General features: G+C 71.1%; 20 protein-coding genes. 6 read left to right on the forward strand and 14 right to left on the reverse strand.

Annotation, left to right across the window (positions count from 1 at the left end):
• The first annotated feature begins 47 nt into the window (after positions 1-47).
• On the forward strand, positions 48-1,499 hold the full coding sequence (locus ACFVXE_RS03250; RefSeq protein WP_389668668.1) for a peptidoglycan D,D-transpeptidase FtsI family protein: 1,452 nt from the start codon (positions 48-50) through the stop codon (positions 1,497-1,499).
• A 46-nt stretch (positions 1,500-1,545) separates the two neighbouring features.
• A complete protein-coding gene (locus ACFVXE_RS03255) occupies positions 1,546-3,534 on the forward strand; it encodes a hypothetical protein (protein WP_389668670.1) in 1,989 nt (662 codons plus the stop codon).
• A 27-nt stretch (positions 3,535-3,561) separates the two neighbouring features.
• Here ACFVXE_RS03255 and ACFVXE_RS03260 read toward each other — a convergent pair whose 3' ends face one another.
• On the reverse strand, positions 3,562-5,046 hold the full coding sequence (locus ACFVXE_RS03260; protein WP_389668672.1) for an NCS2 family permease: 1,485 nt from the start codon (positions 5,044-5,046) through the stop codon (positions 3,562-3,564).
• A gap of 230 nt (positions 5,047-5,276) precedes the next feature.
• Between ACFVXE_RS03260 and ACFVXE_RS03265 the strand changes: the two genes are divergently transcribed.
• The 3 genes from ACFVXE_RS03265 to ACFVXE_RS03275 all read left to right on the forward strand — a co-directional run bounded on the left by ACFVXE_RS03265 (position 5,277) and on the right by ACFVXE_RS03275 (position 7,500).
• Entirely contained in the window at positions 5,277-5,849 is a 573-nt protein-coding gene (locus ACFVXE_RS03265) for a SigE family RNA polymerase sigma factor (RefSeq protein ID WP_389668673.1), read from the forward strand.
• On the forward strand, positions 5,849-6,559 hold the full coding sequence (locus ACFVXE_RS03270) for a hypothetical protein (protein ID WP_389668675.1): 711 nt from the start codon (positions 5,849-5,851) through the stop codon (positions 6,557-6,559). Before ACFVXE_RS03265 ends, ACFVXE_RS03270 begins: the two co-directional genes overlap by 1 nt.
• 95 nt (positions 6,560-6,654) lie before the next feature.
• A complete protein-coding gene (locus ACFVXE_RS03275) occupies positions 6,655-7,500 on the forward strand; it encodes a pectate lyase (RefSeq protein ID WP_389668676.1) in 846 nt (281 codons plus the stop codon).
• Between the two features lie 195 nt (positions 7,501-7,695).
• On the opposite strand, the gene ACFVXE_RS03280 is transcribed toward ACFVXE_RS03275, so the two are convergent.
• From ACFVXE_RS03280 to ACFVXE_RS03340, 13 genes are all read right to left on the reverse strand, one after another.
• On the reverse strand, positions 7,696-8,760 hold the full coding sequence (locus ACFVXE_RS03280) for a pectinesterase family protein (RefSeq protein ID WP_389668678.1): 1,065 nt from the start codon (positions 8,758-8,760) through the stop codon (positions 7,696-7,698).
• An 85-nt stretch (positions 8,761-8,845) separates the two neighbouring features.
• Positions 8,846-10,189 (reverse strand): polysaccharide lyase family 1 protein, encoded by a 1,344-nt coding sequence (locus ACFVXE_RS03285; RefSeq protein ID WP_389668680.1) that lies wholly within the window; start codon positions 10,187-10,189, stop codon positions 8,846-8,848.
• 285 nt (positions 10,190-10,474) lie between these two features.
• Entirely contained in the window at positions 10,475-11,821 is a 1,347-nt protein-coding gene (locus tag ACFVXE_RS03290; protein WP_389668682.1) for an ABC transporter substrate-binding protein, read from the reverse strand.
• 109 nt (positions 11,822-11,930) lie between these two features.
• Positions 11,931-13,466, reverse strand: coding sequence for a family 43 glycosylhydrolase (locus tag ACFVXE_RS03295; protein ID WP_389668684.1), 1,536 nt, complete (start codon positions 13,464-13,466; stop codon positions 11,931-11,933).
• Positions 13,463-14,293: a PmoA family protein gene (locus ACFVXE_RS03300; RefSeq protein ID WP_389668686.1), complete on the reverse strand. Its 831-nt coding sequence runs from the start codon at positions 14,291-14,293 to the stop codon at positions 13,463-13,465. Before ACFVXE_RS03300 ends, ACFVXE_RS03295 begins: the two co-directional genes overlap by 4 nt.
• A complete protein-coding gene (locus tag ACFVXE_RS03305; RefSeq protein ID WP_389668688.1) occupies positions 14,290-15,462 on the reverse strand; it encodes a Gfo/Idh/MocA family protein in 1,173 nt (390 codons plus the stop codon). The genes ACFVXE_RS03300 and ACFVXE_RS03305 overlap by 4 nt, the downstream gene beginning before the upstream one ends.
• A gap of 159 nt (positions 15,463-15,621) precedes the next feature.
• Positions 15,622-16,530, reverse strand: coding sequence for a carbohydrate ABC transporter permease (locus ACFVXE_RS03310; protein ID WP_389668690.1), 909 nt, complete (start codon positions 16,528-16,530; stop codon positions 15,622-15,624).
• A complete protein-coding gene (locus ACFVXE_RS03315) occupies positions 16,527-17,456 on the reverse strand; it encodes a carbohydrate ABC transporter permease (protein WP_389668692.1) in 930 nt (309 codons plus the stop codon). Before ACFVXE_RS03315 ends, ACFVXE_RS03310 begins: the two co-directional genes overlap by 4 nt.
• A 124-nt stretch (positions 17,457-17,580) precedes the next feature.
• Positions 17,581-19,317 (reverse strand): L-arabinonate dehydratase, encoded by a 1,737-nt coding sequence (gene araD / locus ACFVXE_RS03320; RefSeq protein WP_389668694.1) that lies wholly within the window; start codon positions 19,315-19,317, stop codon positions 17,581-17,583.
• Positions 19,314-20,216: a dihydrodipicolinate synthase family protein gene (locus ACFVXE_RS03325; protein WP_389668902.1), complete on the reverse strand. Its 903-nt coding sequence runs from the start codon at positions 20,214-20,216 to the stop codon at positions 19,314-19,316. The genes araD and ACFVXE_RS03325 overlap by 4 nt, the downstream gene beginning before the upstream one ends.
• A gap of 32 nt (positions 20,217-20,248) precedes the next feature.
• Positions 20,249-20,908, reverse strand: coding sequence for a GntR family transcriptional regulator (locus ACFVXE_RS03330; RefSeq protein WP_389668696.1), 660 nt, complete (start codon positions 20,906-20,908; stop codon positions 20,249-20,251).
• A gap of 872 nt (positions 20,909-21,780) precedes the next feature.
• Entirely contained in the window at positions 21,781-22,962 is a 1,182-nt protein-coding gene (locus tag ACFVXE_RS03335) for a hypothetical protein (RefSeq protein WP_389668698.1), read from the reverse strand.
• Positions 22,959-23,933, reverse strand: coding sequence for a 5-dehydro-4-deoxyglucarate dehydratase (locus tag ACFVXE_RS03340; RefSeq protein WP_389668700.1), 975 nt, complete (start codon positions 23,931-23,933; stop codon positions 22,959-22,961). Before ACFVXE_RS03340 ends, ACFVXE_RS03335 begins: the two co-directional genes overlap by 4 nt.
• A 273-nt stretch (positions 23,934-24,206) precedes the next feature.
• Between ACFVXE_RS03340 and ACFVXE_RS03345 the strand changes: the two genes are divergently transcribed.
• Positions 24,207-25,016: an NAD-dependent epimerase/dehydratase family protein gene (locus tag ACFVXE_RS03345; protein ID WP_389668702.1), complete on the forward strand. Its 810-nt coding sequence runs from the start codon at positions 24,207-24,209 to the stop codon at positions 25,014-25,016.
• Positions 25,017-25,090: the final 74 nt, after the last annotated feature.

The raw sequence follows: 25,090 nt of genomic DNA on the forward strand, positions 1-25,090 counted from the left end.
GCACAGACGGGAACGTGCCGGGCACCGCCGCTCGTCCCTCCAGCGGGATGAACAGAACTATCAGGCGCGCCTCGGTCTTCTGTCTGCTCCTGGTCCTCGCCCTGCTGGGGCGGGCGACCTGGGTGCAGACCTACCGGGCCCAGGCACTCGCGGACGACGACCACAACCGGCGGAACACCATCGCGCAGTACGCGCAGCCGCTCGGTGACATCATCGTGGCCGGATCACCGGTCACCGGCTCGGAGAGGACCAGTGACGGCGATCTCGCGTACAAGCGCACCTATCCGAAGGGCGACCTCTACGCCGCCGTCACCGGGTACAGCTCGCAGGCGTACGGAGCGACCCAGCTCGAAGGGATCTACAGCCATGTGCTGGACGGCACCGACGACCGGCTGAGGAATCCGGCCGACGTGGTCACGGGCAAGCGGACCGCGCCCGGCAGTGTGCTGACGACGATCGACCCCGATGTGCAGAAGGCGGGGTACGCGGCGCTCGGCGACGACAAGGGGGCGGCGGTCGCCATCGACCCGTCGACCGGGAAGATCCTGGGGATGGTCTCCACCCCCTCGTACGACCCCTCGCGGATCAGCGGGACGAACGACGGCGACACCTGGCAGAAGCTGCTCGCCGATCCGGACAAGCCGCTGGTCAACCGTGCGCTGCGGCAACCGCTGGCGCCCGGTTCGACGTTCAAGCTGGTGGTGGCGTCCGCGGCGCTGGAGAACGGCCTCTACAGCTCGGTCGACGAGCGCACCGACAGCCCGGATCCGTACACGTTGCCGGGCACCGGAACGGTCCTGAAGAACGAGAGCGCTTCCGCGCCCTGCGAGAACGCCACGCTGCGTACGGCTCTCCAGTACTCCTGCAACAACGTCTTCGCGAAGGTCGCCGCCGATCTCGGCCAGGACAAGGTGCGGGCGATGGCGGAGAAGTTCGGCTTCAACACGGAGAAGCTCGATGTGCCGGTGCGCGCCTCGCAGAGCGTCTACCCGTCAGGGATGGACAGGTCGTCGACGGCGCTGACGGGCATCGGCCAGTTCGAGGTCACCGCGACCCCGCTGCAGATGGCCATGGTCTCCTCGGCCCTCGCCGACGGCGGCGAGCTGGCCGCGCCGCACATGGTGTCCGCGGTCACGGACTCGGAGGGCACCGCTCTGCAGAAGTTCGCGGACGGCGACACGAAACGGGTCGTCTCCGCGAGGACCGCCGAGCAGCTGCGCAGCGCGATGGTCACCGTCGTCGAGCAGGGCACCGGCACGAATGCCCGGATCGACGGTGCCGAAGTCGGCGGGAAGACGGGCACGGCACAGAACGGCGTGGGCAACAGCAACACTCCGTACGCCTGGTTCACCTCGTACGCGAAGGACCGGTCCACCGGCAAGCAGGTCGCGGTCGCCGTGGTGGTCGAGGACTCGGGCTCGGCCCGCTCGGAGGTCAGCGGCAACGGACTGGCGGCGCCGATCGCGCAGAAGATGATGAAGGCGGCGCTCAAGGGGTGAGAAAGGCGGGCGCGGGGGCCGGGTCTCGGCTGCGAGAATCCGGATCATGACCGCCACACCTGCCGGCCCCCGCACGCTCGACGGACTGGACCGGACCGACTGGGCCGCTCTGGACCATGTGTACGGCTCCGCGGCCGAGGTGCCGGGCTGGGTGCGCGACGTGTACGCGCCGGAGCGCGCCGATGACGCGGTGGAGCAGATGCACGTCTCCGTCTACCACCAGGGCGGTCAGATCTGTTCGGCGGCGCCCCCGCTGCTGCGGCATCTGGTGGCGACGGCCGCCGACCCGGTGGTGACGGTCCGTGCGAAGCTGCTCCACCTCGTCGGCGGTCTGGCCCGGGTCGGCTGCTGGGAGGCGGAGCGCCGGTTCGTCGACCCCGGCTGGTCCGCGGCGTGGGCCGGGGCGCTGCCCGTACTGCTCACGCTGCTGGACGACCCCGATCCGGAGGTGCGCCGGGCGGTCGCCGGGCCGCTGTCGCACGCGGAGGCGGAGGCGGAGGCGGTGACCGGGGCGCTGTGGGCTCGGTCGGACGTGGAGCCGGACCGCGAGGTCCGGACGGAGCTCGCCGAGGCGGCCGGCCGGCTGCTGCTCCGGGCGCCCGGACTGACCTCGACCCGTGACCGGTTGCGGGACATCGCCGCGCGGGGCCGCCCGGCCGAACGGCTCGCGGCGGTCACCGCGCTGCGCCGGGCCCTCCCGGAGCAGCGGGACCCGGAACATCTGGAGACGGCCGCGGCGGTCCTGCGGGATGTCCGGTTCGACGGACCGGGACGCAGAGCGGGATCCCGGAACGCGAGGGGGCTGGTGCCGTGCACGGCCGAGGCGTTCGGACCGGACCGCGAGGCGCGTACGGAGCTGTCCCTGCGGCTCCTCGGCCATCCGGCGGCGGATCACCGGGCCGGCGCGCTGCGGGCCGCCGCCGAGGTGATCAGCACCTGGCGCTCCACCGTGCCCGTGCTGCTGCCCGCCGTCGCGGCGCTGCTCACCGACACCGAGCCGGAGAACCGGCAGTTCGCCGCGCGGGTGCTCGGCATGTGCGGCGAGGCCGCCCGGCCGTGGGCCGACGGTCTGGCGGCGCTGCGCTCGGGCGACGAGGTGTACGCGGACGCACGGTCCACCGCCGTGTGGGCACTCGCCCGGCTCGGCGACCGGCGCTGCGTGGGTCCCCTGGCGGACCGGCTCTCCGGGGGCCGGCTCGGCTTCGCCCTGTGCCAGTCGCACGCCGACGGCTGGTGGATGTACGGGTTGGCGCTGCTGGACGCCCTCTCCCCGCTGGCCGGGTGCGCCGACGAACTGCTGGGGCCGCTGCGGCGGCGGCTCTCGGCGGCGACGCTCGACGACGAACGGCGGGCCCTGTGCCAGGTGGTGACGGCGTGGGGTGCGGCAGCCGCGCCCGCCGTCCCGGAGCTGCTGCCGCTGCTGGACACCGACGCGGCGGTCTGGGCGCTCGAGGCCCTCGCCGCGATCGGCCCGGCGGCGGTCGGCGCCGTCCCTCGCACCCGCCTGCGGGCGCTGATCGACGCACCGGGTGAGGACTTCGCCGTACCCCGGCTTCGGAGGGCCTACTGGCGGCTGACCGGCGATCCGCAGCCCGCGCTCGATGTGCTGCTGCCGAAGCTCGGCGCGCGCTGGGGCCGCGAGGAGGCGGTGGACTTCCTCGGCGAACTGGGCCCGTCCGCGGCGCCGTACGCCGACCGGATCCGGGCCCTGCTCCCCGAGCGCGAGCAGGGATGGCTGCCGCTGAGGTGCGGCTACGCCCTGTGGCGGATCACCGGGGAGAGCGGTGAGGCGGTACCCGCGCTGCTCGGGCTTCTGAGCCCGCTGCAGCAGGGCAGGCACGCCTACCGGGCGACGATCACCGCCGTCCACCACCTCGCCGAGATCGGTCCGCCGGCCGCCGCGGCGGCACCGGTCCTGCGGGCCGTGCTGGCCGCCGATGAGCGCCCGGTCCGGCACGGCGGCTGGGAATCCGTACCGGAGGACGACGAGCTGTGCGGGGCGGCGCGGGCCGCGTTGCGCGCGTTCGGGACCTGAGCGATCCCGACCGCCCCGCCGCCGCGGCTACTTCACGCCGAGCAGTTGCTCGATCGGGTCGATCGCGAAGTACACCGCGAACAGTGCCGAGGCACCCCAGAGCAGCCAGTGCACCTCACGGGCCCTGCCGAGGACGGTCTTGATGACGACGTACGCGAGGAAGCCCGCGCCGATGCCGTTGGTGATCGAGTACGTGAAGGGCATCACGGCGATCGTGAGGAAGGCCGGGATGGCGATCTCGTAGCTCTCCCAGTCGATGTGCCGTACCTGCGCCATCAGCAGGAAGCCGACGGCGATCAGGGCGGGCGCGGCGGCCTGGGCCGGGACGACCGTGGCGAGCGGGGTGAGGAACAGCGCGACGGCGAACAGCGCACCGGTGACCAGCGACGCGAATCCGGTACGGGCGCCCTCGCCGACACCGGCCGCGGACTCGATGTAGGAGGTGCTGGAGGAGGCGGACGCCGCGCCGCCCGCGACGGCGGCGGCGCCGTCGATCAGCAGGACCCGCCCGAGGTGGGGGACCTTGCCCTGTTCGTCGAGGAGACCGGCCTCGTTTGCGACACCGACGACGGTGCCCATCGTGTCGAAGAAGTCGCTGAGGACCAGGGTGAAAACCAGCAGGACGATGGTGACGACGCCGACCTGCTGGAACGCCCCGAAGAGGCTGAAGTGCCCGATGAGCCCGAAGTCCGGGGCGGCCACGATGTCGTCGGGGACGGCCGGGACGGTCAGGCCCCACGCGGCCGGGGCGATGTCGGCGATCTCGTTGACGACGACCGCGACGACCGTCATGACGACGATGCTGATGAGGATGGCGCCCTTCACCTTCCGGGCCAGCAGCGCGACGGTCAGCAGCACCCCCAGGCAGAAGACCAGGACCGGCCAGCCGGAGAGGTGCCCGGTCGCGCCGAGCTGCACGGGTACCGAACCGGTGTCACCGGGGATGCGGGTGGCGAACCCCGCGTCGACGAAGCCGATGAACGCGATGAAGAGCCCGATGCCGACGCTGATCGCCTGCTTGAGGGCCGCCGGGATGGCCCGCATGACGGCCTCCCGCAGCCCGGTGACGACCAGGACGCAGATCAGCAGACCTTCGAGGACGATCAGCCCCATCGCGTCGGGCCAGCTCATCAGCGGCGCGATCTGGAAGGCGACGACGGCGTTGAGACCGAGTCCGGCGGCGACGGCGAGCGGCAGATTGCCGCCGAGGCCCATGATCGCTGTCATCACCGCGGCCACCAGGGCGGTGGCGGTGACCAGTTGAGGACCTGAGAGATGGGCGCCGAACTTGTCCTCGGCCGAGCCGAGGATGATCGGGTTGAGGACCAGGATGTACGCCATCGTGAAGAACGTGGCGAAGCCGCCGCGTATCTCGCGCCCGAAGCTGGAGCCCCGGGCGGTGACGGAGAAGAAACGGTCCACGGCATTGTGCGCCGGTACGGCTGACGCGGGGGCCGGTGACGCGGGTGGTGCGGCGGGGCTGTCGCTCTTGTCCACGGTGCTGTCCGGCATGGCGCTCCCTCGGTACGTGACGGTCCGTCGGTCGGTAGCTGGATTGTTCCCCCGGCGGCGGGAGTTCAGGTTTTCGCCGTGTTACGCCTTGCCGGATCGTGTGACCTCGTCGAAGCGCTTCCGGGGTGCGCTGGTACGCTCTCGCCCCGCCCGCGTCCCGCGGACGGTACCGGGGAACGTACACACGGGCACGACGCGCGTACAGGGATCGAGTGCAGAGAGAGGTACCCGTGGGCACAGTTGTCGACGATGCCGCTGCCGCTGAGTTCCACGCGTTCTTCGAGGCTCACTACGCCGAACTCGCCCGGCTCGCCCGGCTGCTCACCGGGGAGGCCGACGCCGCGGACGATCTGGCCGCCGACGCGCTGCTGGCGCTCTGGCACCGCTGGGACCGGGTCAGGAACGCCGACCACCCCGTCGCCTACGCGCGGGGCGTCGTCGCCAATCTCGCCCGTACCCGGATCCGCAGCGCCGTGCGCGAGCGCCGCAGGATCGCGCTGTTCTGGGCGCCGCGCGGCGGTGCGGACGGATACGCGGTCGACGACCCCGACGTGCCGGCGGTCGTCGATGTCCAGGGCGCCCTGCGCAGGCTGCCTTTCCGCAAGCGGGCGTGCGTGGTGCTGCGGCACGCCTTCGACCTCTCGGAGCGGGACACCTCGCTGGTGCTGGGGATATCCGTCGGCACGGTGAAGAGCCAGACCTCGCGCGGCGTCGCGGAGTTGCAACGGCTGCTCGGTCCCGATAAGCCCGCCGCGCAGGTACAGGTGGCTGTCGCGGCGCAGCGCGGCGGAGGAAGGCACTGATGGACGACAAGCTGCGCGAGTGGCTGCGCACGGCTACCGAGGCGCACTGCCCGGACCGGGAGCGGATGCTGGCCCGGGTCGAACGCGGGATGGCAGAGGGTCCCTCCGCCCGTACTCCGCGCGCTCCGCAAGGTCCGCTGCGGTGGCTGCGGGTGGTCGGGGCGACGGCGGCGGTCTGCGGCGTGCTGACCGTCGGGGCGTACGCCGTCACTTCGACCGGCGCCGGGCAGACGCGGCGCGGGCAGGTGGCCGCTTCCCCGGTCACGTCCGCCTCGGCCCCGGCGGCGCCGGGTCGCGTGCACGAGCTGCGTACCGAGGACGGGCCGCTACGGGTGGACGGCGCCGTCGACCCGCACAGCAACGCGTACTGGGCGCAGAGCAATGTGACGCTCAGGACGACGCAGCCGCTCTCCTCGCTCACGGTGGAACTGCGTATCGCTCAGACCGGCGGCGTCAACACCACCGGCTCCTGGCGCTCCTTGCCGGAGCAGGACTTCACCGCCTCGGCGCAGGAGAGGAGCGGCTTCCTCGTCTACCGGTGGACGCTGAAGCCGGGGCGCACGGTGCCGATCGGTACGCACATGTTCGCCGGCCAGTACAACCACGCGGAGGGCGTCCGGGGCGCGGACGGCGACTACATCACCGCGAGTGCTGCCCGTACCTCCGGTCAGCAGGTGTCCGTGGGCGACGACTTCACGCCCGATCACTGACCCGAGAAGAATCCCGGAACCCGGCAACCCTTCCTCCGGCGGCGGCGACCAGAGAGCGCAATGCTCCCCCCACCCCCGAGGAACGGGACATCGAGATGAAGGAACGAGCCGCACTCCGCCACCACCGTCGGCGGCGCACCGGTCGGCGCCGCATCTATGCCGCCCTGACCGCCGCGCTGGCTCTCACCGGCGCCGCTGTCGTCACGAACCTGACGGTCCAGCCGGCCGGCGCGGCGACCGCCGCGGTCGCCGCCTGGCCCACCCCGAACGGGTCCCAGCCCGTCTCGGCGACCATCGCGGTCTCGGGGACGTACGACGGCGGATCGAAGCGCTTCTACGGGACCGGGGATCTCGGCACCGGAGGCCAGGACGAGGACCAGGATCCGATCTTCAAGCTGGCGAACGGGGCGGTCCTGAAGAACGTCATCCTGGGCTCGCCGGCTGCCGACGGCATTCACTGCTCGGGCAGTTGCACGCTTCAGAACGTGTGGTGGGAGGACGTCGGCGAGGACGCGGCGTCCTTCAAGGGCACCTCGTCGAGTGCCGTGTACACGGTGACCGGTGGTGGCGCACGGAAGGCCTCCGACAAGGTCTTCCAGTTCAACGGCGCGGGCAGCCTGACCATCACCGGCGGATTCCAGGTCTCCGACTTCGGCAAGCTGGTCCGCTCCTGCGGCAACTGCTCGACCCAGTACAAGCGCACCATCACCGTCGACGATGTCGACGTCACGGCCCCTGGCAGTGCCATCGCCGGCATCAACACCAACTACGGGGACAGCGCGACGCTGCGCTCGGTACGGATCCACGGCGACAGCAGCAAGAAGATCAAGCCGTGTGTCCGCTACACGGGCAACAGCACGGGTGACGAGCCGACCGAGACGGGCAGCGGCCCGGACGGCACGTACTGCCGCTACTCCGCCTCGGACATCAGCTACCAGTAGCCGTTCCCAGGTGCGGCACGACCGGGCGCCCTCCGGTCGCGCCGCACCGCCCCACCCGTCCGGAGCACTCCCCTCCCATGAGCACCCGCGAGAGGCGTCTCACCCGCCGCCGGGTCATCGGCGCAGGCGCCGTCGGCGTCGCGACCGAGCCCGGAGCCCGCTGCTGGGCCTGTCAGTAGAGCGCTACGGCGCGTCTCAGCACCGCTTCCATGGCGTCCAGTCACCCAGATAGGCGGACCGGGTCTGCACCTGGGCCTCGGCATCCGTCAGTTGAGGCCGGTTCTCCGGGACGTTGATCCGCGCACCCGGGCCCGTGTTCCGGTACTCGGCGAACCGCTGGGCCTGCCACGGATAGATGTCCTGCATGTTCGTGTAGGGGGCGTCGGAGTCGATGCCCGGGCCGAAGACGCTCTCGCGGACCGTCAGCATCGGTCTCGCCGTGGTGTCCGACCCCGGCACCCATGGGCGCGCCAGTTTGTAGTGGGCCGCCGGGGCGCCGCTGGTGACATGGGAGTTCAGGACCAGGTAGCCGCGCGGGTTCGCGACCGCGGTGCTGGGCGCAAAGACGAAGCCGTAGGGGGCGGCCGCCAGATCGGTACGGTCCAGGGTGCGGAAGTGGCAGTGTTCGTAGACGGCGGTGGCACGGCCGAAGACGAAGTCGACGTCGCCTTCGACGTAGCAGTCGCGGAAGTACTGGCGGGCGAAGATCCCCAGGCCCATCGAGTCGGCGTACAAAGTGTCCTGGTGACCCAGGAAACGGCAATTGAGGAATGACGAGCGGTCGCCCTGCACCTTGATTGCGACGGCCTGCGTCCCGGAGGTGATGTCGGGGTGATCCGCGCGCAGCCAGTCGTTGGCGAAGGTGAGGTCGTGCGCAGTGAAGCCGTCGGCCTGGACCGTGGTCGTGGCCGAGCCCGTCGTCCCGTACGTACCACCGGACGGCTTCGCCGTACCCGCGGCGTTGTCGTACACGATCACGGTGTCGCGTGGGTCGCGGGTCGTCCCGCGCAGGGTGAGATTGGTTGCGGTGAGGGGGATGACGACGGTCTCGCGGTAGACGCCGGGGGCGAGGACGATCGTCCAGCCGTCTGAGGGGACGGCGCTGACCGCCGCCTGGACGGTGGTGTGATCGCCCCGCCCGCGCGGGTCCACGTGCAGGATCTGCTGCCGGCCGGCGGCGGAGGCCCGCGGGGCGAGGGCGAGGGCGGTTGCGGCCAGGGCGCCGCTGAGGACGGACCGGCGTGCGAGGTGCGAAGTCATGCGGGAGGTGCCTCCGTTGCGGCTCAGGGAACAGAGGGCGGGGCCGGGGTGCAGGAGCACCCCGGCCCCGTACGGAAGGGGAGGGTCAGCAGGTCTTACCGGCGCCCGCACCGTGGTCGACGATGCCCGGGACGGCGCGCGGGTTGTCGATCCTGGTGCGCAGGGTCGGTGTCCAGCCGGCTCCGGAGACGAGCTGCTCGGCGGGAACACCCGCGTTGTGGACGGCTATGAGGTCGGTCATGCGGCCGTTGACGTAGTTGTCCCCGGCGGTGATCGGGGCTTCCTTCCACTTCTTCAGGATGGTCGCCGGGTCGACCTGCGACGCGAGGGTGAAGGCGTTGTGCTCCGCGACGATCCGGGACTCCATGCCCACGCCGTAGCTGTAGCCGTACGGGGCGTCCGCCGTGGCGACGAAGTGGTTGTTGTACGAGTCGACGGCGCCGAACCGGACGCGGGGCGCGCGTTCCTTGAGGTCCTGGAAGAGGTTGTGGTGCAGGGTGACACGGAGCTTCCCGCGGTCGATCGCCGCGGTGGCGGCGCTGTCGCTGTTGCCGATCAGCATGGTCTTGTCGTGGTTCTTCAGCACGTTCCAGGAGACGGTGACCAGGTCGGCGCCGCGGACGATGTCGAAGAGGCCGTCGTGCTGCTGGAACACGTCGCCGTAGTAGTGCGGCTGGTCGGCGTCGGGCCGGTCACCGTCGCTGAAGGTGTTGTGGTCGACCCAGACGTGGTCGGAACCGGTGACGACGAGGTTGTCGTACTCGGAGTTCCAGGCTCCGGTCTCCCCGTCGGTGGGGTCCCACTGCGGGAAGCAGTCGTAGGTGTCCTCGAAGGTGATGTTGCGGACGATGACGTTCGAGACGTCCATCACCTGGAGGCTGGCACCGATGACGGTGGCGTCGTCGCCGACACCGACGAGGGTCGTGTTGGACGGCACCTCCACCTCGACCGATTCCTTCTGCAGGGCCGCGGACGCGGCACGGGCGTCCTCCAGCGGCCCGGACGGCAGGGTCGTCCCCCAGGTCTCCGGGTCGTACGCGGCGAGGTACTTGTCCAGGGTGTAGCCGTCGGTCCGGTAGGCGTCGCAGTCGATCGGGTTGCCGGCCGCGTCCGCGTTGCCGTGGATGGTCCCGTCGATCCTGACGATCTTCGGGGCGTCGCCCGCGTCCTTGAAGGCCGCGATCAGTTCGGCCCGGTTGGACACGGTGTAGACGTGGTCGGGCGTCGCCGCGGAACCACCGGTGGTGGAGCCGTCGGCGGCGGCCCAGCCGTCACCCGCGGGCAGTACGGCGCGCTCGATCCCCCGGTGCCGGGGCGCCTGGTGTCCCTTCTGCGAGGCGGCCTGGGCGGGGACGGTCACGGCAAGTGCGAGCGAGGCGCAGCCCATCACCAGGGCGATGGCGCGTGCATGAGACATGCGTGCAGACATGGCGGATCCTTCGACGGTGAGTGGTGGAGTGATGAAGCGGTGCGGTGCCGTACGGAACGCTGCGTGCGCCGGGCCCGGGGCCGGGTGAATCCGGACCGCCGGGACGGGTTCGTCGGGACGGTCCACCTCGCGGGGTGCGGGGACGCCCCCTGTCCGGCAGCGTGCGAGCGGTCGGGGTGTTCCGGTCGTGCGGGAGGAGGGGACCGGCGGCGGGACGCGACCCGGACCGCCCCCGGTCCCCCGGTCACCGGGGGCGGTCCGGCTGTGGGGGAACGGCCGGCCGGATCAGCTCTTCTTCTGGTCCTTCCACTCCGCCTGGGCCTTGTTCAGCTCGTCGGCCATCTTGTCCAGGAAGGCCTTCGCGGTGGTCTTGCCGAGGAGCACCTTCTGGAACTCGGGCTCGTTGTCGGCCTTGCTGACGGTGTTCCAGTCCGGCAGGTAGTACGGGAGCTGGACGATGCTGGTGGAACCGTCGTTGAGGGTCTGGGCCGCGAGCTTGGTCGGCTCGGTCTCGGAGATCCAGGCGTCCGTGGCGGCCTCCGTGTTGGCCGGGATCAGGCCCGCCGACTCGTTGAACTTCGAGTTCGCCTCGTGGGAGGCGGCGAACTCGATGAACTTCCAGGCGGCCTCCTTGTTCTTGGAGGACTTGAACAGGCCGAGTCCGTCGACCGGGTTGGAGACCTGCACCCGCTTGCCGCCGGGGCCGATGGGCTGCGGGATGCCGCGGAACTTGTCGGCTCCGAGCGCCTTCACGTGGTCCTGGTAGGAGCCCAGGTTGTGGTTCACCATGCCGATGGTGCCGGAGTCCCACTGGGCGACCATCTTGATGAAGTCGTTGTTGAGGTCGGCGGACGGGGTGACCTTCTTGAACAGGCCCGTGTACTTCTCCAGCGCCGCGACGTTCTTCGGGTCGTTGAGCGTGGTCTTGTCACCGCTCGCGTCCCAGAAGGAGGTGATGCCGGACTGTCCGTACATCGCGTCCATCGCCTGCGCGATGGAGCCGGCGCCGCCGCGGATGGTGTAGCCGAACTCGTTCTTCTTGGCAGCGGTCAGCTTGTCGGCCGCCTGGTAGAACGTGTCCCAGGTGGTGGGTTCGGCCAGCTTCGCCTTCTTGAACAGATCGGTGCGGTAGTACAGCACACCGTTGTTGGCGGAGATCGGCACGTTGTACATGTGCTCGCCGGAGCCGCCGGCCGACTTCACCGACTCGACCATGCCCTTGTTCAGCTTGCCTTCGAGGGAGGACTTGGCGATCCGTCCCTCCAGCGGCTCCAGCGCGTCCTGCGCGGCGATCCCGGCGAGCATCGCCGCGCCGACACCGCCGACGTCCGGCAGGCCGCCGCCCTGGATGGCGTTGTCGTACTTGGACTGGGCCTCGGGGGCGGCCACCCCGACGTACTGGACGTGGATGTCCGGGTTCTTCTTCTCGAAGTCGGCGATGATCTCCTTCCAGATGTCGGTGCGGACTCCACCGTTGTTGTCCCAGAAGACGATCTTGCCCTTGCCACTGCCTTCGGCGCCGCCCGCCGACCCGCTGCCGTCGTCACCGCAGGCCGTGGCGGTCAGCGCGAGCACTGCGGTGAGGGACACCGCTGCCGCGGCCCGCCCCCGGTGCGTCTTGGAGATGTTCATGATCGGCTCTTCTCTCTTTTTCTCGGGGTGCATTCCGGTTGCGGTGCATGGGGGGTGAGTCAGGGGCGGTGCGTCGGACCTGACGTGGTGTGCTGCCTTCCGGCGCGCTTCAGGCCGCGGTGCGGAAGTCGGTGAAGTCGGCCGTCCCGGCCGGTCCCGTTCCGGTGGGTGCGGTGGCGAAGAGCCCCAGCAGTGCGCCGACCCAGCGCCACGGGGTCGCGGCGAAGGGCTGGCCCGAGGCCCGGAACCCGGCCCCGTCCCCGGTGTCCGCGGAGAAGTGGCAACGGGCGCCCGCGGTGACCTCGACGCGGAGCCGGGCCCGTCCCGCGGGTGCCGGGCGGCTGTGTTCGGCGTCCCGTTCGTGTTCGGCGACGCTCTCGGCGTACCGGTGCACGAGCCGGGTCCCGCCGTCCTCGGTGCGTTCGAGGCCGATCCAGCTGAACGCGTCGCCGAGTACGGCCAGTCCCGCCTTGGCCCCCGCCTCCTCACTGCCGAGGACGAGACCGACCTCGACGGTGAACGTCTCGGCGGGCAGCCGCTGGACCAGGACGTTGGGCAGGGCGCGCAGATCGTGTGCGTACGCGGTCCGTACGCAGCTGAGCCGCAGCCCGTCCCCGGCATGCTCGACCGTCCAGCCCGGCCGCCGGTTCGCCGTCCACTGCCACTGCCTGCCGTACCGTCCGCCGGGGAAGCCGTCACTGGACGCGGGGGCTTCGACGGGCTGCTCGGGGGCGGCCGGCCGGGGGTGGACGGAGACGGGTTCGCCGTCGTCGCCGAGGACCGGCCAGCCGTCCTCGGCCCACCGCATCGGCTGCAGGTGGACCACTCGCCCGTACGCCCCGCGCTCCTGGAAGTGCAGGAACCAGTCCTCCCCCGCCGCGGTACGGACCCAGCCGCCCTGGTGCGGCCCGTTGACCTCGGTGCGGCCCCGGGCGAGGACGACACGTTCCTCGTACGGTCCGAAGAAGTCCCTCGACCGGAACGCCCCCTGCCAGCCGGTCGTCACCCCGCCGGCCGGGGCGAAGATCCAGAACTCGCCGTCGTGCCGGTAGAGCTTGGGCCCCTCGATGGTGAACCAGCCGGGGATCGTGTCGCCGTCGATCAGGGTCGCGCCCTCGTCGAGGAGTTCCCGGCCGTCGGGGCTCATCCGGTGGCCGGTGAGCCGGTTCTTGATGCCGGAGCGGGATTTCGCCCAGGCGTGCACGAGGTAGGCCTCGCCGGTCTCCTCGTCCCACAGCGGGCAGGGGTCGATCAGTCCCTTTCCGCCCTTGACCAGGTGCGGGGCGCTCCACGGTCCGCGGACGGACTCGGCGTTGATCTGCTGGATGCCGTGGTCGGGGTCGCCCCAGAAGATCCAGAAGCGGCCCGCGTGGTACCGGAGGGACGGTGCCCACACCCCGCAGTCGTGGCGCGGTACGGCGAAGTCGGCGGCGGGTTCGAGACGTTCGAGGGCGTGACCGACCAGCGACCAGTTGACCAGGTCGCGGGAGTGCAGCAGCGGCAGTCCGGGCACCCGGCCGAAGCTGGACGCGGTGAGGTAGTAGTCGTCGCCGACCCGGATGACGTCGGGATCGGACCAGTCGGCGTTCAGGACGGGGTTGCGGTAGGTGCCGTCGCCGAGGTCGGCGGTCCAGGGACGGCTCACGCGGTCACCGCCCGGCGCACGTACGCCGCCGCGGTGGCGCGGTCGAGCCGGCCGTCGGCGACGACGGTGACCACGCGGCGTACCACGGTGGCACCGGCCGGGACCGGCAGCCGCTCGGTGGCGGCGAGCGAGGAGCCGACGCCCGGGTACGAGTTGCTCCGGACGAACCACGGGTCGCGCCGGGTCTCCTCGGTCGCGCCGGCGAAGACGAGGGTCCACCCGTCGCCCGTCATCGCCACCCAGTCGGCGATCCGTCCGTGGACCGCCTCCTCGCCGTCGCCGGAGCCGCTGAACACGGCGGGCGCCGCCGTCTCCTTCGGCGCGCGCCAGAAGAAGCCGCCGTATCCGGCGCCGGGGCGGCCGTTGGTGGCGGGGCTGCCGATGGAGAGGTCCGCGCCGCTCCGGTTGGTGAGTGAGAAGGAGAAGTCCAGCACCCAGGCGGTGTCGGAGAGTTCGGCGACGGCGACGGTGCGGTGCTCGCGCAGCAGCTCGGTGTCGTCCGCCTCCCAGCTGAGCTCCTCGACGAAGCCGTCAGGGTCGCGGAGCTTCCAGCCGACGTGACGCTGGACCCCGTGGTTGTCGAGCACCGTGGGGCCCTGGTCGCGCACGAAGGTACGGCCGCCCCAGAAGTTGTGCCCGGCGACGTCGGGGACGGCGACGGAGGTACCCAGGTGGTGGAGGTGGTCGGCCGGGCGCTCCTCGGTGACCGCGACCCCCCCGAGCGTGGTGACCGGGTGGAAGTAGGGGCGGCTCTCCGACGCGGGCCGGTAGGTGTACCGGCCCACGGGGCGTCCGGCGCAGCTCAGGAGCGCGGCTGTCGGGGTCACGATGACCTCACCTCGGTGGGGAGCGCCCAGGAGGCGCCGAGTTCGGAGAAGAGCGTGAGGGTGTCGGCGCCCGCCGCGACCAGGGCGTCGATACCGCGGACCACCCGGCGTACGCCGGTGGAGGCGGACGCGGGTTCGGTGTGCCAGGCGCCGGAGGGCAGCGCGACCGGCTCGGGGGCGGTCCGTACGGCTTCGACGACCCGCATGAAGGCGCCCGTGCGGTGCGGGGGCACGAGGAGTCCGGCGCGGCCCGCGAGGTGTTCGACCAGGTTCTCCAGCAGGTCGGTCCGCCCGTGCACGGACTCCTCGGGGCCGTGTCCGGCGCGCTGGACGAGGACCCGGTCCTGCTTGTACCAGAAGGTGATCCGGCCCCGGTCGCCGTGGACGACGACGTACGGTTCCCCGGCCTGTTCGGCGCAGAGCGTGACGGCCGCGGTGACCGGCAGCCCGCGGGTGGTGGTGACGCGCACGCAGGAGGTGTCGTCGGCCTCGATGTCGTGGGCGCGGAAGAGCTCGGTCTCGATGGACGCCACCTCGTCGGCGGTTCCGTCGCCGGCGAGTTCGAGCGCGGTGGCGACGGCGTGCGCGAGGGGATTGGTGAGAACGCCGTCGACGACGTCGACCGAGCCGATCCTGCGCCGCCCGGCCCAGGGTGCCCGCCGGTAGTAGGCGTCGTCGCGGGTCCAGGCGCCCGCGGCGCCGATGCCGAGCACCGTGCCGATGGCACCGGAGCCCACCAGTTCCCGGATGGCCGGCACGGCGTGCGAGCCGAAGGACTGGAAGCCGACCTGGCAGGCGATGCCGGCCGACCGTACGCCGGTGAGTATCCGCTCGAAGTCGGCGTACGTCGCGGCGGGCGGCTTCTCCAGGAGGAGGTGGACGGACCGGGCGGCGGCGGTCAGCGCCAGATCGGTGTGGGTCTGGATCGGGGTGCAGATGATGGCGACGCGTGCACCGGTGGAGTCGAGGAGCTCCCCGAAGTCGGCGGACTGAGCGGGCAGTTCACCGGCGAAGGGAGCGAGTTCGTCCTCCGTCAGCGGATTCAGCTCGCAGATGCCGACGAGACGGACCAGGCCGTCGTTCTGCAGGCGGCGGATGTTGGCGAGGTGCCAGCGGCCGTGTCCGCGCGCGCCGGCGAGGACGACGGGGACGGGTGTGGTGACAGTCATCCGATCCTCCCCGTCGCCGCTGCGCGGGCGGGCGCCTTCGCGGCTGCGGACTGCCGCACATCTCGTTTCCGCATGAGACCTGTTGGGGGGTTTGCGATCATCGGGGAGTCTCCTCGACCGGGCGGACGGGGGTGGGGGCAGCGCGCCGCGGGGCGGCTGTCAGCCCTTCACGGCACCGGCGCTGAAGCCGGTGATCAGCCACTTCTGGATGAAGGCGAAGATGAGCACCACGGGGACCGCGGCGATCACACCGCCCGCGGCGAGCGCACCCAGGTCGACGCTGTCCGCGCCGATCAGGGTGTTCAGGCCGACCGGGATCGTCTGCTTGTCCTGGTCGCTGAGGAACATCAGCGCGAACAGGAAGTGGTTCCAGCTGTGCACGAAGGCGAAGGAGCCGACGGCGATCAGCCCGGGCCGCAGCAGCGGCAGCACCACCGCGCAGAAGGCCCGGAAGCGCGAGCAGCCGTCCACCCAGGCCGCCTCTTCCAACGTGACCGGGACGTTCTTGATGAATCCGCTGATCAGGATGATGGAGAGCGGCAGCTGGAAGACCGTCTCGGCGATGACGACGCTCCCGAGGGAGTTGATCATCTGGAGGTTCTTGAAGATCTCGAAGAGCGGTACGAGCATCAGCGCGCCCGGGATGAACTGCGAGCAGAGCAGTGCCAGCATGAAGCCGTTCTTGATCCGGAAGTCGAACCGGGCCAGGGCGTAGCCGCCGGCCAGGGCGACGAGCGTGGTGGCGATCAGCGTGCAGACGCCGACGATCATGCTGTTCTGGAAGAAGACGGCGAAGCTGCGCTCGGTCCAGACCTTCTGGAAGTGCTCCCCGGTGATCGGCCACGGCACCAGCGAGGTGGATCCGGTGGGCCGTACCGCGAAGAGGATCATCCAGTAGAAGGGGATGAGGGTGAAGAGCAGGTAGATGCCGAGCGGCACGTAGATCTGCCAGCGCGGTACGTCGTCGAAGGCGCGCTCACGCCCGGGGCGGCGCGCGGGAGGCGGCGGGGTGTCCCGTACCGGCTCCGCGACGGTGCCGGTGTGCTTCTCGGCGAGTGCGGCAGTCATTTGTGGTCGCCTCCGAACTTGCTCAGGCGCAGATAGACGATCGAGCAGAAGAGGAGGATCACGAAGGCGACGGTGGTGAGCGCGGAGGCGTACCCGAAGTCGTGGCCCTCGATGCCGGTGTTGGCGACGTAGAGCGGCAGGGTGGTGGTCTCGCCGGCCGGCCCGCCTCCGGTGAGGGTGTAGAGCAGGTCGACGTTGTTGAACTCCCAGACACCGCGCATCAGCGTGGAGAGGATGATCGCGTCCCGCAGGTGCGGCAGGGTGATGTGGAAGAACTGGCGCAGCCGTCCGGCGCCGTCGACCGCCGCCGCCTCGTACAGCTCCTTGGAGACGGACTGCAGGTCGGCGAGGATGAGGATGGCGAAGAACGGGACTCCGCGCCAGAGTTCCGAGACCGTCGCCGCCCAGAAGACGGTGCCGGTGTCGGAGAGTACGGAGGTGCCGTAGTCGCCGATCCCGGCGTCCGCGAGGTAACGGCTGAAGCCTGTCGAGGAGTTGTAGAGCAGGATCCAGATGGTGCTGGTCAGTACGCCGGAGACGGCCCACGGGGAGAAGACCATGGCGCGGGAGATGCCCCGGCCGATGAAGGTCTGGTTGACGATCAGCGCGAGCGCGAGACCGAGCGCGAGCTGGAGCACGACCTGGGTGACGACCCACTGGGCGCTGAAGCCGAGCGCCGACCAGAACTGGTCGTCGTCGGTGAAGATCCGGGTGAAGTTGTCGAAGCCGGCGAAACCGTTCCGCCACGGCTTGGTGACGTTGTAGTTCTGCAGGCTGTAGTAGAAGACGCTGACCACCGGATAGGCGATGAAGCCCAGCATCAGCAGCCCCGCGGGGGCGATGAGCAGGTACGGCAGTCGACGGGGGTTCGCGGAGCGGCGCCGGGGAACCTTGGGCGGTGCGGCCACAGCGGTGGCTTGGGCCATGACACGTCTCCGTTCTGAGGGAAGTGCGGGTGCGGGCGGGGCAGTGCGTGTATTGCGCAAGCGCTTACCGCATGGCATTCGGTATGCCGAACGGGCGGTGCGCCGGAATTCTCGGTGGGGCGGATCAGCCGGCGTACGGGTCGGGCACCTCTCCCTGCCTGGCCAGGAAGGAGAAGTCGCAGCCGGTGTCGGCCTGGGTGATCTGTTCGTGGTAGAGCGCCCCGTAACCGCGTTCGTACCGGGTGGGCGGCGGCGTCCAGGCGTCCCTGCGGCGCGCCAACTCGTCGTCCGGCACATCGAGATGGAGCAGGCGGGCCTCGACGTCCAGGGTGATCCGGTCACCGGTGCGGACGAGGGCGAGCGGACCGCCTACGTACGACTCGGGGGCGATGTGCAGCACGCACGCCCCGTAACTGGTGCCGCTCATCCGGGCGTCGGAGATCCGCACCATGTCCCGCACCCCCTGCTTCAGCAGGTAGTCGGGGATCGGCAGCATGCCGTACTCGGGCATCCCGGGGCCGCCCTTGGGTCCGGCGTTGCGGAGCACCAGCACATGGTCCGGGGTGAGAGCCAGCGCCGGATCGTTGATGGTGCGCTGCATCTCCTTGTAGTCGTCGAAGACGACCGCGGGTCCGGTGTGGCGCAGCAGCTCGGGTTCGGCGGCGATGTGCTTGATGACCGCGCCGTCCGGGCAGAGATTGCCGCGCAGGACCGCCACGCCGCCCTCCTCCGCGAGCGGGTTGTCCCGCTCCCGGATCACATCGGAGTTGTGCACGAGCGCCCCGTCCAGCTGCTCGCGGTAGCTGTCGTACGAGACCGTGGGCCGGTCCAGGTGGAGCACGTCCGTCAGCCGGGCCAGGAACCCGGGCAGTCCCCCGGCGAAGTGGAAGTCCTCCATCAGGTACTTCCCGCCGGGGCGGAGGTTGGCGAGGACCGGGACGGTCCGGGCGATCCGGTCGAAGTCGTCGAGAGTGAGCTTCACTCCCGACCGGCCCGCCATCGCGATCAGATGGATGACGGCGTTGGTGGAACCGCCGAGCGCGAGCACGGTGGCGACCGCGTCCTCGTACGCCTCCGCGGTGAGGATCGACGACAGCTTCCGCTGCTGCCACACCAGTTCGACGATCCGCATCCCGGACTGCGCCGCCATCCGGTCGTGCCCGGAGTCCACGGCCGGGATCGACGAGGCTCCCGGCACGGTGACGCCGAGCGCCTCGGCGGCGGCCGTCAGGGTGGATGCCGTACCCATCGTCATGCAGTGACCGGGCGAGCGGGCGAGCCCGTTCTCCAGCTCCGCCATCTCGCAGTCACCGATGAGTCCGGCCCGCTTGTCGTCCCAGTACTTCCACATGTCGGTCCCGGAGCCCAGGACCTCGTTGCGCCAGTGGCCCGGCAGCATCGGCCCGGCGGGCACGAAGACGGTCGGCAGGTCGACCGAGGCGGCGCCCATCAGCAGCGCGGGCGTCGACTTGTCGCAGCCGCCCATCAGCACGGCGCCGTCGACCGGGTAGGAGCGCAGCAGCTCCTCCGTCTCCATCGCCAGCATGTTGCGGTAGAGCATCGGCGTCGGCTTCTGGAATGTCTCGGAGAGGGTGGAGACCGGGAATTCGAGCGGGAAGCCGCCCGCCTGCCAGACGCCCCGCTTGACCGCCTGCGCACGGTCGCGCAGATGGACATGGCAGGGGTTGATGTCGGACCAGGTGTTGAGGATCGCGACGACCGGCTTGCCGAGGTGCTCCTCGGGGAGGTAGCCGAGCTGCCGGGTGCGGGCCCGGTGGCTGAACGAGCGCAGCCCGTCCGTCCCGTACCACTGATGGCTCCGCAGTTCCTCTGCGGTGATGCGGCGGTCCTGGTCGGTCATATCGACCACCCGGCGATCTCGTCGGCGACCTCGGCGCGGTGCGCCTCCGGCAGGGCACGGCTGGGCGGACGGACATCGCGGCGGCAGAGCCCGAGCGAGGCCAGGGCTTCCTTGACCACCGTCACGTTGTTGGCGGACTGCCGGTCGGCGCGCAGCTCCTCGAACCGGCGGATCTGCTCCCAGACCTTCATCGCCGCCGGGTGGTCGCCGGCCCGCAGCGCCTCCAGCATGGCGAGCGAGACACCGGGGGCGACGTTGACGAGTCCGGAGGTGAATCCGGTGGCGCCGGCGGAGAAGTAGGCGGGTGCGTACAGCTCGGCGAGCCCCGCGATCCAGACGAACCGGTCGAGGCCCGCGTCCCGCGCGAAGGCGGCGAACCGCGCGGCGTCCGGGACTGCGTACTTCACGCCGATGACGTTGGGGCAGCTGTCGGCGAGCGCTGCCAGCGCCTCCCCGCCGAGCAGCGGGTTGCGGATGTACGGAACCACGCCGAGCCCGGGGACCGCCTCGGCGATCACCCGGTGGTAGTCGATCCAGCCGTCCTGCGAGACGTACGGGTGGACCGGCTGGTGGACCATCACCATTTCGGCGCCGGCGTCACGGGCGTGTTCGGCGGTGGCCACGGCGGTCGGCAGGTCGTGCCCGACCCCGACCAGGATCGTGGCACGGCCGGCCGCCTCGTCGATGGTCATCTCGGTGACGGTGCGCCGCTCCTCGGGGGTGAGCGCGTAGAACTCCCCGGTGTTGCCGTTGGGGGTGAGGGTGCGCACGCCGCCGTCCAGCAGCCGTCGCAGCAGTCTGCGGTGGGCCGCCGCGTCGAGGGTCCCGTCCTCGGCGAACGGGGTCACCGGGATCGCGACGACATCTGCGAGGGCCGCCTTCAGCGGTGTGAGGTCCATGCGGACAGGCCTTTCATCGGTGTGCTGGTGGTTCACGCGCCGTCCTCCTCGGTCTCTGCTCCCTCGGGGAAGGCGCGGCTGACGAACGACGCGATGTGGTCGCGCAGTGCGCCCACCGCGGCCTCCGCGTCGTCGGCGAGCGCGAGCCGGAGGATCTCCCGGTGCTCGGCCGCTTCCCGCTCCCAGGACGGGATGGTCGCCCACGCGACCGTCGACACGAGCGCGGCCTGATCGCGGACCTCGTCGAGCATCCGGGCCAGCAGCGGGTTGCCGCAGGGCAGGTACAGCGCCCGGTGGAAGTCCCGGTTGGCGAGGGACCGGTCGGCCTTGTCGCCCGCCGAGTCGGCCCGTTCCAGGGCTGCCTGGGCCTCGTCGAGGGACGCCTTGCGGGTGATGGAGCGGCGCAGCGCCTCCGGCTCGAGGAGCAGTCGTACGTCGTACACCTGGCGTGCCATCTCCGCGTCGACCAGTCGCACGGTGGCGCCCTTGTACTGGCTCATGACGACGAGTCCGGTACCGGCGAGTGTCTTCAGCGCCTCGCGCACCGGCGTCTTGGAGACCCCGAACTGCGCGGCGAGTTCGGTCTCGACGAGCGCCTGCCCCGGTCTCAGCTGCGCCGTGAGGATGGCGTGCTTGATCGCCTCCAGCACGTACTGGGTGCGGGACGGAATGGGGGTGGGCGCAAAGATCATGGGGGAGGGCTCTCACATCTCGCGTATCGCGTATCGCGTCTCATATATGACGTACGAAGTACGACGCGTTGAAGCTAGAGCGGTGGTCAATGTTTCGTCAACGCTTCCGGCAAAAGAACTTCCGTCGACCTGTCCTGCCTCAGCGGTCGTCCGGCCGCATCAAGGAGTCCTCCTGGTGCCCGGATACGTCCTCGGTCGCCGGCCCGGCTCCCACAACACACGGGAAATCCTGCGGAGTTCGCGGAGCGTGCCGGCGGGACCGACGGCGGGGGTGATGCCGCGGAAACGCAGCGCCGGGCCGCGCACGAGGGGGTGGTGGTGTCCGGCTCCGGACGTCCGGGATGTGGCCGGCCGGCAGAGTCCAGGTCAAGTCCCCACCAGGTCGGCCGGTTCGGCCGCACTCATGGGTTCACCCTGTGACTTCCGCTGCCGACCGGTTCCGGGCTCGGCGCAGTCGCCGGCCGGGGGCGCCGCACACCACCGCTGATCGGGTCGAACCTCACCGGGGCAGGGCTGTACGCCCGCTTCGGGAGCGGCGCGGTGGCTCTCCTCGACGCGGCGTCGTTCGCGCCGGCCGCCGGGGTCCACCCGCCGCTGCGGGTGCGGAGGCGCGCCGGGCCGGGCTGCCGGATGCGCCGATCGCCGCGAGGGCAGTGGTCAGGGGGAGACGCCGGACACCGTCCCCGGCCGGACGCGTGCGACCGCCGACTCGCTGATGAGGGTGCCGTGCCCGAAGCGGGGCTCCGGCGGTCGGCGCAGGGCTGATCGCGGTGCCGGGCCTCCGGGCGCCGCTGCCGCCGACCGGGCCCGCGGCGCTGCTGGTCACGGGCCGGTGGGGACGGCTGACGGTCGCCCCCACCGGCCCGGTTCCGTCATCGACCGAGGCGTGACAGCGCTTCGGTGACGGCCGCGAGGTCCGGGGCCGAAGCCAGCCCGGCGTGGTACAGGCGCAGTTGGTTCGCGCCGAGCGAGGCCGCGTGCGCGGCGTCGCGCTCCAGCGTGGCGGGGCTGCCGCCCATGCCGCTGACCACGGTGAAGTTGGCGGCCACCACACCCTGCCGTCCGGCGAACGGACCGAGATACGTCTCCCGCTGGGTGTCACCACCTGTGCAGGGCAGCACCACACCGTCGGCCACGTCCATGACGTGCTGCGCGTCGACACCGACATTGGCGCCCGAGCGGTACGGGGCGGGGTCGGCGTGCAGCAGCACCTGGAAGCCCGTCCCGGCGGCCGCGCGCACCGCCTCGACGGCGGACTCCTGGAGGGTACGGGCGACCTGGACGCGCCACCGGAGCGTGGCGGCGGCGAGGTCGGGGCCGAGAAGTTTCTCGACACCCGACCAGCCGGCGTCGGGGGAGCCGGAACCGGCCCAGGCCGGCTCCAGAGCCGCGCGCACGGCGCGGCGCAACTCGTCTGCGTCCAGCCCCTGTCCGGCATACCCGGTACGGCAGTCGGAGCAGAAGCAGAGCGACATCAGGTACTGCGCCGCGTCCCCGAGGCCCACGCCGGCGATCTTGTCGTGGGCGTGCAGATGGGCGAAGCCGTACCAGCCGCAGGACTCCAGCTCGGTGCCGCCGGTGATGCCACCGCGTACCGCCGCCTCCGCCGCGAGGTCCACCAGGTAGGCGCGGACCTCGGGCCGGGCGATGCACGGTGCCCAGGGGTAGCGGTCGCCGTAGGCGTTGACCACCGAGGTCTCCGGATGCTCCGCGCCCATCCGGGAGTTGTGCGCGAGCACCACCCAGCTGTGCACCTCCAGACCGGCGTCGGTCAGCGCCTGCGCGGCCTCGGCGTACGCATCGCCGGAGGCCACCCAGGACTGCGCGTACGGACGCAGCCGACGCCCCGCCCACCGCGCGGCGTCCGGCGGGTACAGCACCGCGGCGTGTTCGGCCGTGACGATACGGCGGCCCGGATGGCGCGGGGTCAGCGCACGGGTGGAGTGGTAGGCGGCGGCGAGCGTCACCTGCTGGACTCCGAGGTCCGCGACGCGGGCGGCCGCGTCCGGGTCCCCGACGACGTCCCAGGGGTAGAGGAAGGCGGAGGCCCTCACCCGCGCTCCTCGGCCGCGGTCCCGTTCTGCCCGTACTTCTCCAGCAGCGCGCGGCCGCGCCCGATGATCGCGACCAGCTCCTCGACATGAGCGGCGGGCGGCTCGGTGAGCGGGCTGCGGACGTTGCCCACCGCCAGGCCCTCCAGCCGGACGGCCGCCTTGACCAGCGAGACGGCGTAACCGCGGCCCTTGGCCCGCAGCTCGACGAGCGGCCGGTAGAAGTGGTCGAGCAGGGCGTTGGCGAACTCGTCGTCGCCGGACTCCAGCGCACGGTAGAAGGCGAGGGCGATGTCGGGGGCGAAGGCGAAGACGGCGGAGGAGTAGAGCGTGACGCCGATGCCTCGGTAGGCGAGTCCGGTGAGTTCCGCGGTGGGCAGCCCGTTGAAGTACAGGAAGTCCTGGCCGGGCAGCTCGGTACGGACGGCGCTGACGATGCGCTGCATCAGATCGAGGTCGCCGAAGCCGTCCTTGAGGCCGATGATCCCGGGCGTGCGGGCCAGCGCGACGACGGTCTCCGGGGTGAAGACGGCGTTGTCGCGCTGGTAGACGATCGTCTCCAGGCCGGTGGCGGCGGCCAGGGCCGTGTAGTGGTCGAGCAGGCCCTCCTGGTCGGCGTGGACCAGATACGGAGGCATGGCGAGGAGCCCGTCCGCACCCGCTCCCTCGGCCAGCTTCGCGTACTGGATCGCCAGCGCCGTGCCGTATCCGGCGCCCGCGACGACGGGCACCTGCCCGGCGGTCTCCTCGACCGCGGCGGCGACGACGAGACCGAATTCCTCCGGCGTCAGCGCGTGGAACTCGCCGGTCCCGCAGCAGGCGAACACGGCGGCGGCACCGGCGTCGATGCCACTGCGCACGTGCGCGCGGAAGGCGTCGAGGTCCACGGCGCCGTCCGGCCCGTAGGCGGTGACGGGGAAGAAGAGCGGCCCGGCGACATGGGTGAGTCGGGCGGCAAGGGGGGCTGAGGTCACGGGCGCTCCCTGAGCAGGTTCAGGCGTGCACAATTCTGATCGATGTCCATACTTATGAACGCTTACACGCTAAGGCAGCGGCGCGGCACAGGTCAAGGAGGGAACGCCCCCGCGGAGCCCGGACGAAAGCGGGGTCGGCGCCGGATCAAACCCCTGCGGCACGGAGGCCCGCACCACTTGACGCAGGGCGCCCATACTTCTTAGCTTGTCCATGCATGTGAATACTGTCCATGCATTTGACGTGTCGCGCGTATGTACCGAGGAGATCCGCGAATGCCCGCTCCCCGCACCGTCCTGCTCACCGGCGCCGCCGGCGGCCTCGGCACCCTGATGCGCGGACTGCTGCCCGCATACGGCTACGAGCTCCGCCTCTTCGACGTCACCCCCATCGAGGGCGAGCCGGACGCGATCGCGGCGGACCTCGGGGACAAGGCCGCGCTGCGTGAGGCCGTGCGCGGCGTCGACGCGATCATCCACCTCGCGGGCATCTCCCTGGAAGCCTCTTTCGACAAGATTCTGCGGGCCAACATCGAGGGGACGTACAACCTCTACGAGGCGGCGCGCGAGGAGGGCGTCCGGCGCATCGTCTTCGCCTCCTCCAACCACGCCATCGGCTACACCCCGCGCCCGCTCCCCGGGGACCCGCTGGTGCCGGTCGCCACACCGCGCCGCCCCGACACCTTCTACGGCCTCTCCAAGTCCTTCGGCGAGGACCTCGCCCAGCTCTACTGGGACAAGCACGCCCTGGAGACCGTCTCCGTGCGCATCGGCTCCTGCTTCATGGAGCCGACCTCGGTACGGATGCTGTCGGTATGGATGAGCCCCGGCGACGGCGCCCGGCTCTTCCACGCGGCCCTCACCGCCGAGGAGGTCGGCCACACCGTGGTCTACGGCTCCTCCGACAACACCCGCCTGTGGTGGGACCTGACGACTGCCAGGTCCCTCGGCTACGAACCGCAGGACGACTCGGAGCAGTACGCGGAGAAGCTCGTCGCCGAGCAGGGCGAGCTCGACCCGGCCAACCCGGACCACGCCCACCTCGGCGGCCACTTCGTCACCAACCCGCCGATCTGGCCGTACTGACGTCCCCAGGCGCGGCGACGTACGGGCGTCCGTGGGGCCCCCGGACGCCCGTAAAGGTAAGGGAACGGCAAAGC

It is taken from the genome of Streptomyces sp. NPDC058231 (assembly GCF_042882275.1).
Classification (GTDB): domain Bacteria; phylum Actinomycetota; class Actinomycetes; order Streptomycetales; family Streptomycetaceae; genus Streptomyces.